Genomic DNA, 13,976 nt, shown 5'->3' on the forward strand with positions numbered 1-13,976 from the left:
AGATGTGCTGTTATGTAAATAAAAAAATGTGACTAATTACTTAATCTTTCACTCAAAATTGAATTCACAACATCAGGGCTGGCTTTTCCCTTGGTGGATTTCATAACTTCGCCAACAAAGAATCCGTATAATCTTGTTTTACCGCTTTTGTATTCTTGAACCCTATCTTGGTTGTTATTGATGATTGTGTCGATAACTTCTGCTATTTGACCTCTATCGGTTATTTGCTTTAGGTCCTGCTCTTCTATAATTAAAGATGCAGGTTTGCCAGTTTCAAACATACTATCGAATACTTGTTTACCAAGTTTAGCAGAGATTGTTCCATCAACGATAAAATCTAAGAGTTCTGACAAAGCATTTGCTTTGATTGGGGAGCTCACAATATCAATACCTGCTTTATTCAAACGACCAAAAAGCTCTACAGTTAACCAGGTAACCGCGAGCTTTGAATCATGTTTTTTTATCAATTCCTCAAAATAATCAGCAATTGCTTTATCGGAGGTAATGACGTTTGCATCGTATTCATTGATACCCAATTCCTCAATGTATCGCAGCTTTTTTTGATCTGGCAACTCGGGCAAAGATGATTGAATTAAATCAATTTTATCCTGGCTTACCTCAACAGGTAATAAATCAGGCTCAGGGAAGTATCTATAGTCGCTTGCATCCTCTTTGCTTCTCATCACTTTTGTTTTTCCCAAAGCAACATCAAATAATAAGGTATCTTGACTTATTTCTTCTCCACTTTCTAAAATTTCAATTTGTCTTTGTATTTCATAGTCTATAGCTTGCACAATATAACGTATCGAGTTCAGATTTTTTATCTCACAACGAGTGCCAAATGTACTACTGCCTTTTAGGCGGACAGAAACATTTGCATCACAACGAAGTGATCCCTTTTCCATATCACCATCACATGAACCAATGTAACGCAAAATCTGCCTCAATTTTTTCATGCATTCTGCAGCTTCCGCAGATGAACGGAGATCTGGCTCTGAAACAATTTCCATTAAAGCAACCCCTGCACGATTTAACTCTACATAAGTTCTGCTTTCCTCATGAACGCTCTTTCCTGCATCTTGCTCTAAATGAATTCTCGCAATTCTTATTTCTTTTTCATTGTCGTTGATAAATACTCTACCGTTTTTAACTATCGGCTCAAAAAACTGGGTTATCTGGTAACCTTGCGGTAAATCGGGATAAAAATAATTTTTCCGATCAAAGTAAGAATACTTATTAATTTCTGCAGAAAGTGCAAGACCAGTGCGTATTGCTTGCTCTATGCAGTAATAATTTAGTATTGGCAGCGTACCTGGCATTGCCGCATCAACTAGAGAAACTTGAGTGTTATGCTCAGCACCAAATTCCGTTGATGAGCTAGAAAATAGCTTCGTATTAGAAGAAACTTGAGCGTGTACCTCAAGCCCAATTACCGCTTCCCAATCCTCTTTCGTCATGTATTTTATTTAAATGATAATCTTAATATTCTGCAAAATTAGCACAAAAAGTCAAAACAAAACTCATGTTAGCTAAGTGGTATGCAGATTGTTTTACCCATAGAAACGGGTTAAATGCAAAAGATTACTTGACAAGCTTCGCCAGCCCTCTTATCATAAAATTGAAGCTATTTATTTATCTTCTCTGTACAGATTAAATGACAAAAAAACTCACGTATCTGGCGTCTCATGTTTAATTTTTTGCACTATGTGCACCTTATGTCTTTATAAAACTTCTACCTACATAAGCTGAAACGCGCTTATAAAGCGTTTAAAACATAAAAAAACGCCAACTTAAAAAATGGATAGTGAATAACTAGCTACCCTAGGGTTTCTTTTGCCTTTTTTTCTGTTTAGTAAATTTCTTAATGTTTCTAATTTAGATTAGTTGCGGTTTAAAAGCAACTGAATCGCGGTTATTAAGTGTTTAGAATAAAAAAACGCCATACTTGAAAGTATAATGTAAGTAATTAGCCAACCACGGGGCTTCTTTTGCCTTTTTTTTCGTTTGGTAAATTTCTTAATGTCTGTAGCTAAACGATAACCGTCATCCCGCTACTTGTTAGCGGCCGAGATACCGCGAATGAATCGCGGTATGACGTAGGATTGCTGTCATTCCAGTGCCAAGCACTGGGATCCAGCCTTTATTATTTGGTTGAAATTAAGTCTTCTGGATCCCAGTGTCAGCTACTTGGATGACACCATTCTTTTTCCTGGATTCCAGTGTCTGGGCACTGGAATGACATCCTCCCTTGTGGAGATTGCTCTCAAATCACAATGTTCGTACAGCTATGCAAACACAAAGGTGTCATTCCAGCGCGTGACGCTGGAATCCAGTTGAGCTATTTCAACAAAAATACTGCATTTGAGATGAACGTCTATTCTCACCAGACTTATTTACAAGTATAACAATTAAAGTCTGGATTCCAGTGTCAAGCACTGGAATGACATCATAGGGGCACTGCCCTTTTGGATGGAAACCAGTGTCAGCTACTTAGATGATACCTTTTTTCTACTTAGTTTGGGTTATGCAAGAAGTCTATTGCATTCCTGAGCAATTTGATTCATTATTCTTTTTGTAAAAAATTTTCTTAACTTTCTCTCCACTTTTTTGGTAAGGTCACTTTAAAGGAAGTCTAATAGATGCTACATAGAAATCCAGATGAGTTTCTAAAGTCTATTCCAAAAGATAAGCGCATAATGTGCCTTGACATGGGAGAAAAGCAAATAGGCATAGCATTTAGCGATAAAACACAGCTCATAGCCACAGCTCATAGCATATATCACAGAAAAAATATGAGCAAAGATTTAGGTTATCTGCATAGAATATTCAAAGAAAATGAATCTGGATCAATGGTAATAGGACTACCATTAAAAATGGACGAGCAAGAAACTAAATGGTGTAAAACTATAATCCAATTCGCAAATAAAATAATAAAAAAATATAAAGTAAATATATACTTACAAGACGAAAGCTTCTCAACATCTATCGCAACTCATACACTAAAAATTACTGGAATATCAATCACAAAATCGAAAAAAATAGATGATAAAATCTCCGCATGTATTATTTTGCAACGAACGTTAGACAAGATAAATACAATCAAATAGTTTTTCCAGATCTGGAAATCTTCAAACTGAATCCCATATAAAAGTTACTCAACAAAACAAGAACCTTTCGTATAAGCATGACAAATTGCTACAGCAAGAGCGTCAGCAGCATGGTGGCATTTTATACTCAAATTTTTAACTATTTGCTTCACCATAAATATCATCTGATCCTTATCAGCATGGCCATTTCCAGTAATGCTTTTTTTTACATAGTTTGCATCATATTCATTCATAGTTAGCTTTGTTATTTTTAACGCTAAAATTACAACCCCTCTTGCATATCCTAAAGTTAGTGAAGATTTAGGATTTTTATTAACAAAAATTTTCTCCACCGCAGCTTCATTCGGAGAGTATAGGGAAATTACTTTCTTTAATTGTTCAAAAATTATATGTAGGCGTTCACCTGTACCCAATTTACCATCAGTTGATATGGTACCGCCGCCCAAAAATTCAATATTATTTTTTTCGTTCAGGCTGATAATGGCCCACCCAGTCTTGCTTATTCCTGGATCTAGACCTATTATTTTAACCACTTAATAAACGCTTAACCAATAGACAAACAAAAATAAAAATATCCAGACTACATCTACAAAGTGCCAATACCAGGAGGCAAACTCAAAGCACAAATGGTCCTGAAGTGTAAATTGGCCTTTCCGTGCTCTAAATAAACACACTGATAAAAATATTATTCCTATTATAACGTGTGCGCAGTGAAAACCGGTAATCATATAAAAATTGGATGTATAAATAAGCTTTTCTCCTGTTTCTTGTAGAGAAAAACTCGCTTCATGATACTCTATTGCTTGCACTATTATAAAAAAAACTCCAAGCAATATAGTTATGGACAGCATTTTAATCATGCTCTTTTTATCATTTTTAAGTAAAGAGTGATTTGCCCAAGTAATTGTTGTACCAGAAAGCAATAATATTAATGTATTCATGAATGGTAGTGACCACGGATCAGGTGGCAAAATTCCCTCAGGGGGCCATTCAACTTTTTTTGCAGGAGAAAACGCCTCAAATAAAAAAACTGGATCAAGCCAGGCTTTAAAGAATGAACAAAAGAACACTATAAAAAATACGACCTCCGAGAGAATAAACAAGTACATTGCAAATTTGAGTCCATGTTTTACAATGGCAGTGTGACATTTGTCATAAATGGCCTCCCTTATTACATCTCTCCACCAATAAAACAGCACCCCTGATACTGCGGAGATTCCCAAAACTAAACAAAACATTCCGACAATTTGTTTATGAAGCGCGCCAACTAATCCAAGTGCAAGAATAAGAATTGCTGCTGATACAGCAATTGGCCAAGGGCTTGGATCCACTAAATGAAAATCATGTTCTTTACTTTTCATAGCATTTTAAAAAATACTTATTAAGGATACAAATTAGCTTAAAATTGTCAATGTTCCTTAGGAAATTGATTGAATCTTGAAAAATTATATGCACCGTTCAAAAAATCTAACACAAATTGTGCAGTTATTCTAAACAACTCAAGCATTCTGCTCTTTTCGTTTTCTCTTGCTCTGCTGCAATATCCATCAACAATATTTTCCAAAATAATGCATCCAGACTTTACTGAATCACTGTAACAAAAATTAAACCAATCCCTATATCTATTATTTTTCTTGAATCTATTTTTCATGCTATCAACGACAGTCTCGTATATAAACATGCAAGAATACAAAACCGTCATAGCCTCATAGGTATTACTATGCGAGATGGATAAAAGAAAATTAGTGAAATTAAAACACTCAAGAGATTTCTTTTCGCGACTTATACCGTACATAGTAAAGTAGTAGTCATATAGCATTCTATTAACAGTCACTACTCTTTGGGCTACTTCAGCAAGCGAGATAATACTACTATAATCTTCCATTCTGGATGCAGTAATTAAGGTGGTACGAATATAATCACCTAAGAACAACGTCTTTTGTTGAGCATAGAACTTGAAGTTCTCTATATTTAGGGTGTTATTCGCTAACTCAACATTAAAAGGATGCTCAATTATATCCTTTAAAAGATTTGACCCGTAACAGCTCCTAATTATGCCACTGAACATTGTAGTTACCGATAAAAGATCAAGTTAACGTAAATAATCCGCTGCTAATATTCTTTGCTAGATATATTAGAGTAATATGCCTCATCCCAAAACATTATTTCTAATTCCAGCCCTTTCTTAAAAAACTCATACATCCTCTTTTTTTCACAGTCACTAGCTTTTTTATATAGCTTATTTGTAATATCAGTAACCTCATCAATTACAGCATTTACTGTTTCGCTACTATAAATGTTGATCCACTCTTTGTATTTGTTATTTTTAACCCCTTTAGTTGTTATCTCATTTACCATATGGCGTATAACGATTTGGTATATGTTAAAGCAAGAATAAGATGCTACTAAAGCTTCATTAACAGAATTGTGATATGCGGCACTCATGAAAAAGTCAGTAAAGGCAGAACAAGCTCTTGACTTTTTGTGATCATCAGATAGATCACAATCTTCAAAATATTTTTTATACTGTTCTCGAACATAAAATGCTCCTTGTGCCAAATTGATTAAACTACTCATCATTTCAATATCATCAACTCTAGCTGCAACAATTAAAAAAGCACGAGCGCAATCTATACAATACAGAAAATCCTGCTGAAGGTAGAATTTGAATTTTTCATAATCTAATGTATTATTTATCAATTCAACATTAAAAGGGTGTTCTTTTATTTTATCAATAAGATCAGAAAACTCTTTTACAATTACGTTGTACAGTTCTCCTTCTATTTCGTTATACACTTTATAAGCCTCACAATAAAAATTGAATATAAAAATTATTACTAATGTGGTATAATTATTATGAAAAAGCGTGCTATGCTTTAACAATAAGCTAGTATATAAATATGGGGCTGTAAATCAAAAATTTTAGCAATCTAAAGAAATTTTACTATTACCTTCTATATTGAATTCTCTACGAAGATCAGCAGACAAGTTTATGCTTTCCCAAGAAAATCCACCGTCACTTTCTGACTCTTTACCAAAATGTCCATAACAGGCTGTACGTTTATATATAGGATGATTAAGCGATAAATGCTTGATTATGCCTTTTGTTGATAAATCTATATTATTCTCGATAAACTTTTTAATTACTCTTTCCTCTACCTTATTCGCACCAAATGTATCAATATAGAATGAAGTAGGTTTTGATACACCAATTGCATAAGAAAGCTGCACAAGACAACGTTCAGCCAAACCTGCAAAGACAATATTTTTAGCAAGATATCTTGCCATATAAGCCGCAGATCTATCAACTTTGGTTGCATCTTTTCCGGAAAACGCTCCTCCACCGTGTGGAATATAACCTCCATAAGTATCAACCATAATTTTTCGTCCGGTTAATCCACAATCACTAACCGGTCCACCAATAACAAATCTACCAGTTGGATTGACTAAGAGATTTTCCTCAGGACACATCCATCCTTCAGGTAAAGATGAAACTATGTAAGGGTAAATTATTTCTTTTACTTTTGATTGATCCAAATCCTCAGGGTGCTGTATTGAGACAATAATACTTTCAGCACGTACCGGGAGGTTATTCTCATATGCCAAAGTGATTTGTGACTTTGCATCTGGACCAAGTTTTGCTTCTTTAACTGCGCTCATGATATTTTTCAGAATCGAGTGTGCATAAAAAATGGGTGCCGGCATAAGGTTTTCTGTCTCTGTTGTTGCATAGCCATACATTATGCCCTGATCTCCAGCACCTTGATCCAACCCTATTGCAATGTCATTTGATTGCTCATGCAGCAATATATTTACTTTCACTTTTCTCCAGTGGAACCCATCGTGCTTGTAACCAATATCTTTTATTGTATTCCGTACAATACTTTCAATCCTGCTATTTTTGATGTTAGGCCCAAACACTTCCCCAGCTATAATAACGTTATCTTTGGTGACTAAAGTCTCTATTGCAGCTCGCGCAAAAGGATCAGTAAAAAGGTACTCATCAAGTATTGCATCTGAAATTTGATCTGCTACTTTATCTGGATGACCAGCCGCCACTGATTCACTGGTTACTAAATTTTTATATAAACTCATGTTTTTGCTTATACAATATCAAAACCGCTATAGAAAACACAGTTAGTAACTACTAAATGGTGGGTCTGGGAAGAGTTGAACCTCCGACCTCACGCTTATCAGGCGTGCGCTCTAACCACCTGAGCTACAGACCCATGATTTATTCAAGCTGAAGCTTTCATATTATCTGTAGGCACGATATCAATAAAAGTCTTTTTATTTGCTGATCTTCTAAAGCTGACCCAGCCTTCTATTTTAGCAAAAATCGTATGATCTTTACCTATACCAACATTCTTCCCAGGATGGAATTTTGTGCCTCTTTGGCGCACAATTATGTTACCAGGAATAACCTTCCCATTCTTCTTTATTCCTAACCTACGACCCGCTGAATCTCTACCATTACAGGAACTACCACCTGATTTTTTAGTTGCCATATCTTACCTCTTACTTTTGAAGACTAATTTCATTTATACGAAGAACAGTTATATACTGCCTATGACCAGTTTTCCTACGGTAATTTTTTCTTCTTTTCTTCTTAAAGATTATAATTTTTTCCCCCCTGCACTGCTCCAACACTTCAGCTTTAACAGTAGCATTAGATGAATAAGATAAGCCATTATTTGAAATACAAATCACCTTATTGATTTCCACCTCTTTTTTTTCTTCAGCTTCTAACTTCTCTACCTTTATTATACTACCTTCTTTTACTAAATATTGCTTTCCACCAGTCTCAATTACTGCAAACATGATAAATATAAATTATTGTTATTAACTTTAATCGTAAACGATGTCATATACGCTGTCAATATAAATAAAAAGCATGACTTAACGTTCTTTTTGAGCTACTAAAATACTTCTATCTGTTTTCATCTTTTATCTACCTTTTCTCAGACAGTAGACTTCTTGCATAACCTAAGCAGAAAAAAGGCAAATAGTTATTATAGCTCTAAGTTTACCGACACCGTCATGCAAGTAGCCCCTTCTCCTGTCATCCGAGTAGCTTGACACTGGTTCCTTTATGACGATGTCATCCAAGTGTCAGCTACTCGGATGACAAAAAAAGGAGCACTAGGATGACATCATCCTTTTTTGGGATTCCAGTGTCACGCACTGGGATGACAGCAGTCCTACGTCATACCGCCGCGAACCGTCATACCGCGATTCATTCGCGGTATCTCAGCAATAGATCCCGCTAACAAGCAGCGGGATGACGATTGTCGTTTAGCCATAAACATTAAGGAATTTACCAAATGAAAAAAAAGGCAAAAGAAACCCTAGTCATTGTCTATTTTCAGTATTGGCGTTTTTTAAGTCTTAAACACTGCAATTTAGCTGCTTTTAATTGCAACTAACCTACGCTGCAAATGTTTAAGAAATTTACTAAGCAGAAAAAAAGACAAAGGACCCCCGAGTTAGCTAGTCTTTTACTATCTCTGTCGAGTATTGGCATTTTTTGATGTCTTGTAACGCTTTATAAGCGCGTTCAGCTTATTTAGATAAAAATCTAGATGTAGATGAAGTTTTGTAAAGACATACAGTATCTATATACTGCAAAAAATTAAACATAAGACGCCGATACATTAAGTAATCCTTACCTTTTAATCTGCAGATTGGCGAAAGCAAATACAATAGCTTCACTGTTATGATAAGGGGGCTGGCGGAGTTTGTCAAGGAAGTTTTTTTGTTTCTATTCCCAATAAAAGTTTGTTATATGGTTATGCAAGAAGTCTAATATTAAAAATGACACAACAACATAATTAAATTAGACTACTTTATTCTCTTAGTTACTTGCTTTTCTCTTGCTATTGCAAGGCTTTTTTCTGGTACATCCTCAACTATAACACTACCTGCTGCAATTACAGATTCATCATGAATATTAAGCGGCGCAATTAGTGAGCTATTGGCGCCAACAAAGCAATTGCTCCCTATATTCGTTTCATGTTTATTTTTCCCATCATAATTACAAACAATAGTGCCTGCTCCTATATTACTCTCCTGCCCTACTTTAGCATTTCCTATATAACTTAAGTGTTTTATTCTAGTGTTTTGACCAACTTCACTTGTTTTCACTTCCACAAAATTTCCTATTTTTGCCTTATTACCAATTGTTGTGTTTCCGCGTATTCTGGTAAATGGACCGACCTCAGCATTACTTTTAATTAAGCAGTTTTCTAAATGCGAAAATGGCAGTATTTTCGCACCAGACTCTATTTTCACTCCAGTACCGAAAAAAACATATGGGTAAATCACTGAATCTCTGGCAATTTGCGTATCAAGAGAAAAGAAAACAGTCTCTGGTGCAACAAGCGTTACTCCGGAGTCGGTAAAAATTTTTCTTTTATTTTCTTGAAAGTAAAACTCAGCTTTTATAAGGTCATTTCTGTTATTTATTCCCGTTGCTTCTTCTCCACCGGTAATAACGTAACCGACATTTAAATTACTCTTCACTGCAATGGAAACTATATCGGTCAAGTAATATTCATGAGTTGAGCTATTGCACTCTATTTTCTCCACCAATTCACGTAAATTCTTTGCACATGCAACCATTATTCCAGCATTTGCAAGAAATTCTTCATGATTATTTTTATCACTCTTTGCTTCTACGATTTCTCTTAAGGAACCATTCTCAATAATTAACCTACCGTATTCTTTATTGCTTGTCCTAAAACCTAGGCAAACTAGAGCCTTGCCTTCTAAATAACTAATCATTTTAGTTATTGTGCTGCTTTTTATGAGCGGAGTATCCCCATACTGCACAACAACTATGCTTGAATCTGGCAATTCTCTTAGGTTTCTCATCGCAGTTTTGACCGCATCTCCCGTGCCAAGTGTTAATTCTTGTGTAATTAACTGTATATCCTTAAAACACTTTAGTCTTTCAATTAAAGGCTGATCAACTACAACAGCAATATTTTCAGGATTTAACTGTTTTGCATTGTAAATGACATGCTGGAGCATGGAAAAACTGCCTATTTTGTGTAGGACCTTAGGCAAATCTGAATTCATCCGCCTGCCATGCCCTGCAGCAAGTATAACGAACGTATGAGTTTTACTTATCACTTATCTTAAAGATGAAAAATGAAAACCGTAATGATCAAGCCAGCTGATTTTGTTGTCATAAAAGCTCCTCAAGTCGCTAATTTGATATTTTAGCATTGCAAGCCTTTCTATACCAATGCCAAACGCAAAACCGTTGTATTTAGTATGGTCTATTCCAACATTTTGAAATACATTTGGATGCGTCATACCGCATCCCAGTACTTCTATCCATTTACTACCTTTATAACTTATGTCCACTTCCGCAGAAGGCTCGGTAAAAGGGAAAAAACTATTACGAAAACGTATCTTCAGCCCTTTATCGCCAAAGAACTTATTAAGGAAGTGATGAATAGTAAATTTTAACTGGCCCATATTGACATTCTCATCGACATATAACCCCTCTATTTGATGGAACATAGGGGTGTGAGTTGCATCAAAGTCGTTTCTGTATACTCTACCTGCGGCTACTATTTTAATTGGGAATTTTTTTGTTTTTTCCATGGTTCTAATCTGTACAGATGAGGTGTGAGTGCGCAGTACCATTCTTTTATCATCTATTTTATTCTTTAAGTAGAAGGTATCTTGCTCCTCTCGTGCAGGATGATGACTTGGAGTATTCAGTGCATCAAATACATGAAATTCATCTTCAATGTCAGGGCCATCAACTGCCTTAAAACCCATATGTGCAAAAATAAGCTTTACTTCATTTAGAACCTTACTGAGTGGATGGACCTTGCCAATTTTTTCTGGCCTCGCAGGCAACGTGATATCAACTGCCTCGTTCTGCAATTTAAAGTTAACTTCTTCGGCTTTTAGTATATTCTCCTTATTCATTATAAGCTGATCTAGCTTATTACGTAAAACGTTGATAACTTCGCCTAAATTGCGCTTTTTTCCTGCGTCTTCTATCTCTTTTAAGTTGTCAAAATAAGCTTTAATTACACCCTTTTTTCCCAAATATGATAGCCTAACTTTTTCTAAATCTTGTAAAGAAGAAGCATTCTCAATTTCGGAAACTGCTTTATCTTCAAGTGAAAGTATGTCATCTAATAACTCTTTATTCATCTTAAAAACGCTGGCTTAAACTTTCATTATAGTGAAATTTTAAATATCATCAACAATCCGAAAAATTGCCCTATTCTGATTATTAATTTATTGACTGATTAATCTTTTTTATTTACCTTTGCGTTGATGAATTTGCTGTATCAACTATGCACAACAGTAATACTGAAACTAAGAATAAGTATAAAATAGAGGATTTACCTAAGCTCTTTAAGGAAAAATCCAGAAACATAAGTAAAGCATTTTCTAGCGAAACAATTAAGATCAGTACTATTCGCTCGAGAAGTATTGAAAGTAATATACAAGAATTTTCATTTGAGCTAACAGCAACAGATAAAGACACCTTTAATATAAGATTATTTCGAATAAACTCTTTAATTAATTTTTTCAAAATCTGCCTTTCCCGGGAAAAAAATTTTACAGCCAACATAAAAGTGCCCAAAGAAAGCAGTGAACTATATAATAACTACTGTAAAACTAACAGTTATAAAACTGTAGAAGAATTCGTAAATAGTGCTCCGCCTCAAATCCTTCTGCAGGGCACAACGATAACGCTACAAACAGACGTTGAAAACATTAACCTGGACAACTTGTACCAAATCGAGTTATTTCTAAATGAAAAGCTACAACATGCAGAAAAAACTGAAAATGAAGACAAAAAAGAACAGAGTGAAACTAACCAAAAAAATGCACAAAATAAACAAATCGTACCAGTTACAGGCTCATTTGGCTTCGATGTAACAAATAATGGAAAACAAGTTACACGTGTTTCGATAGTAGTTGCTGCAATGCATGAAAACGTTTTCTGGTTTAGATCTTTTTTCTGTCTACCCAATTTTTTTAATACGTCACAATTCTTTTCCCAACAATTGCCAAAATTTTCTATACAGAGCAACAATATACCATTTGGTGTTATTCCAGCGTTTGACCAGGAAAAAAGAAACATGGATCCAAGTAGTCAAGCTACTCGGATGACAGGGGGTAGTATAGAAAATCCAATACCTCAAGAAGCAGAACAGAATGTAGGTCAAACTACTTCGCACACAGAGTATTTTAAGGCTAACAGAAAAAAGAAGTCAAAAAAGCAGACCAAAGAACTATCAGAGAAAGAAAAACCATTAGCCATAAAACAAGCACAAAATGATGCTAGAGTAGCTATGATAGATAACCAAATTGAGCACAGGGGGAAAAAACTCGATAAAATATTTATTGAAGTGATGAGTGGATACAAAAATCAAGATCCAGAAACATTTTGCAATATTTTCAGCTCAGTATTCAATATTGTTTACTTTCAAGATAAACAATTACATGCAATATTAGAGCCAGGCGAGATATCAGAAGTATTACAGATACTCGAAAGGCCACAACCTCTTAGTAACTCACTTTTAGGTAAAGAATATTTACAAAAACAAGTATATAGAAAAAAAGAGCAATTGCTTAAATTAGTTTCAGGTGTTTATATACAACAACCTTCTCCACAACATGAAAATACTCCTCATAAATCTACAAACCCTTTACCAATTAAAGATCTTTCACCAGCAACAAATGAAGCTAAAACTCTACCACCTACTAACATTACACTCAAATCATCATTAAAAACTGTATTTTCCTCAAAAAAGGCTTATTTTTGTCTATTTATAATAGTAGCATCTGCATCAACACTTTGCTTATGGCATTTTCCGTTAGGAAAAGTGTCAATGTTAAAAGGATTAGTGCCACCAGAAAAAAGAGAAAGTATTGGGCTAGCATTGAACATAGGGTTACCAATATTAACTGCATTATGTGTTCTGAGTTTGGCTTATTTCATATATTCTGAATATTCTATAGAATCTATTGAACAAGTAAGTGAAAACGATCCCCTTTCTCGCGCCTATAGCTAGTGCAGGCTCAGTTTTCCTACGTCATACCGTCACGGTATCTCTAGATCCCGCTAACACGTAGCGGGATGACGAATTTGTCGTTTTTTAAATTGTCGGTAAACCAGAATTACTTTAACTATAACAAAATAGAAATAAGTTGTTGTAAAAAATTTTTCATGGTAAAATTATTTATTTTCACCATATGTTTAAAGGAATTATCACGGATATCGGGACTATAACTGATACTACCACTCACTCCAACTCTGATCAAATTTTCCATATCAAGACACAAAATTTATCCTCTATAAATAAAGGAGATTCAATAGCTTGCTCTGGTGTGTGTTTAACTGTTGTTGATATAATGAGCGATACATTTACAGTCCAAGCATCTCAAGAAACTATGAAGGTTGCTAACTTAAATACGTGGAGAATAGGAAAAAAAATAAATCTCGAACAAGCAATGAGATTAAGCGATAAGATCGATGGCCACCTGGTTCAGGGTCATGTTGATGGGATAGTAAAATTTTTAACAATTAATCAAAATTTAGATTCTCATGAAATCAAACTATCGTGCCCACAAGAATTAATTAAATTTGTTGCAAAAAAAAGCTCCGTTACACTAGATGGGGTTTCCCTCACAGTGAATTCAGTTATTAATCAGGAATTTACAGTAAATATCACTCCCTATACATGGGAAAATACAACTTTTCAGTACAACAAAGTAAATGATTATTTGAATTTAGAAATTGACATGATCGCTAGGTATTTAGATCAATTGATGCAGCATAAATACAATTAATTTTACAACCTTGTTATTTACAACTATTATATCTTG

Annotated in this window: 14 protein-coding genes and 1 tRNA gene; 4 read left to right on the top strand and 11 right to left on the bottom strand. The window is 34.7% G+C overall.

All coding sequences use genetic code 11. The annotated features are described in order from the left end of the window. Nucleotides 1-32 precede the first annotated feature (32 nt). Nucleotides 33-1,457 (bottom strand): Asp-tRNA(Asn)/Glu-tRNA(Gln) amidotransferase subunit GatB, encoded by a 1,425-nt coding sequence (gatB, locus tag ACICPZ_RS03760; RefSeq protein WP_264373886.1) that lies wholly within the window; start codon nucleotides 1,455-1,457, stop codon nucleotides 33-35. 694 nt (nucleotides 1,458-2,151) lie between these two features. On the opposite strand from gatB, the gene ACICPZ_RS03765 reads away from it, so the two are divergent. Together ACICPZ_RS03765 and ruvX are read left to right on the top strand one after the other, a co-directional pair. Then, nucleotides 2,152-2,337 (top strand): hypothetical protein, encoded by a 186-nt coding sequence (locus ACICPZ_RS03765; RefSeq protein WP_138264918.1) that lies wholly within the window; start codon nucleotides 2,152-2,154, stop codon nucleotides 2,335-2,337. A 302-nt stretch (nucleotides 2,338-2,639) separates the two neighbouring features. Beyond that, a complete protein-coding gene (ruvX, locus tag ACICPZ_RS03770) occupies nucleotides 2,640-3,107 on the top strand; it encodes a Holliday junction resolvase RuvX (protein WP_010082183.1) in 468 nt (155 codons plus the stop codon). Nucleotides 3,108-3,151: 44 nt separating this feature from the next. On the opposite strand, the gene ruvC is transcribed toward ruvX, so the two are convergent. The 10 genes from ruvC to pheS all read right to left on the bottom strand — a co-directional run bounded on the left by ruvC (nucleotide 3,152) and on the right by pheS (nucleotide 11,285). Further along, a complete protein-coding gene (ruvC, locus tag ACICPZ_RS03775; protein WP_151807779.1) occupies nucleotides 3,152-3,640 on the bottom strand; it encodes a crossover junction endodeoxyribonuclease RuvC in 489 nt (162 codons plus the stop codon). Next, on the bottom strand, nucleotides 3,641-4,468 hold the full coding sequence (locus ACICPZ_RS03780; protein ID WP_006279354.1) for a cytochrome c oxidase subunit 3: 828 nt from the start codon (nucleotides 4,466-4,468) through the stop codon (nucleotides 3,641-3,643). Between the two features lie 47 nt (nucleotides 4,469-4,515). Then, nucleotides 4,516-5,175, bottom strand: coding sequence for a TenA family protein (locus ACICPZ_RS03785; protein WP_264373885.1), 660 nt, complete (start codon nucleotides 5,173-5,175; stop codon nucleotides 4,516-4,518). 44 nt (nucleotides 5,176-5,219) lie between these two features. After that, complete coding sequence (locus tag ACICPZ_RS03790) at nucleotides 5,220-5,903, bottom strand: TenA family protein (protein ID WP_038249063.1); 684 nt, start codon at nucleotides 5,901-5,903, stop codon at nucleotides 5,220-5,222. A gap of 126 nt (nucleotides 5,904-6,029) precedes the next feature. Further along, nucleotides 6,030-7,202, bottom strand: a complete 1,173-nt coding sequence (gene metK / locus ACICPZ_RS03795; protein WP_182282475.1) for a methionine adenosyltransferase — start codon at nucleotides 7,200-7,202, stop codon at nucleotides 6,030-6,032. Between the two features lie 57 nt (nucleotides 7,203-7,259). After that, nucleotides 7,260-7,336, bottom strand: a tRNA-Ile gene (locus tag ACICPZ_RS03800). Nucleotides 7,337-7,345: 9 nt separating this feature from the next. Beyond that, nucleotides 7,346-7,615, bottom strand: a complete 270-nt coding sequence (gene rpmA / locus ACICPZ_RS03805) for a 50S ribosomal protein L27 (RefSeq protein ID WP_006279564.1) — start codon at nucleotides 7,613-7,615, stop codon at nucleotides 7,346-7,348. Between the two features lie 10 nt (nucleotides 7,616-7,625). After that, nucleotides 7,626-7,928, bottom strand: a complete 303-nt coding sequence (gene rplU, locus ACICPZ_RS03810) for a 50S ribosomal protein L21 (protein WP_006279565.1) — start codon at nucleotides 7,926-7,928, stop codon at nucleotides 7,626-7,628. Nucleotides 7,929-8,948: 1,020 nt separating this feature from the next. Then, nucleotides 8,949-10,241: a bifunctional UDP-N-acetylglucosamine diphosphorylase/glucosamine-1-phosphate N-acetyltransferase GlmU gene (gene glmU / locus ACICPZ_RS03815; RefSeq protein WP_151808042.1), complete on the bottom strand. Its 1,293-nt coding sequence runs from the start codon at nucleotides 10,239-10,241 to the stop codon at nucleotides 8,949-8,951. Further along, nucleotides 10,242-11,285 (bottom strand): phenylalanine--tRNA ligase subunit alpha, encoded by a 1,044-nt coding sequence (pheS, locus tag ACICPZ_RS03820; protein ID WP_209472684.1) that lies wholly within the window; start codon nucleotides 11,283-11,285, stop codon nucleotides 10,242-10,244. 146 nt (nucleotides 11,286-11,431) lie between these two features. Here pheS and ACICPZ_RS03825 point away from each other — a divergent pair, with 146 nt between their 5' ends. Together ACICPZ_RS03825 and ACICPZ_RS03830 are read left to right on the top strand one after the other, a co-directional pair. Beyond that, nucleotides 11,432-13,162 carry a hypothetical protein gene (locus ACICPZ_RS03825; protein ID WP_138264796.1) on the top strand — a complete coding sequence of 577 codons (1,731 nt, stop codon included), beginning with the start codon at nucleotides 11,432-11,434 and terminating at the stop codon, nucleotides 13,160-13,162. Between the two features lie 181 nt (nucleotides 13,163-13,343). Next, complete coding sequence (locus ACICPZ_RS03830) at nucleotides 13,344-13,940, top strand: riboflavin synthase (protein WP_010082169.1); 597 nt, start codon at nucleotides 13,344-13,346, stop codon at nucleotides 13,938-13,940. Nucleotides 13,941-13,976: the final 36 nt, after the last annotated feature.

Origin of the sequence: Wolbachia endosymbiont (group A) of Melitta haemorrhoidalis (assembly GCF_964273365.1) — a bacterium.
GTDB lineage: Bacteria > Pseudomonadota > Alphaproteobacteria > Rickettsiales > Anaplasmataceae > Wolbachia > Wolbachia pipientis.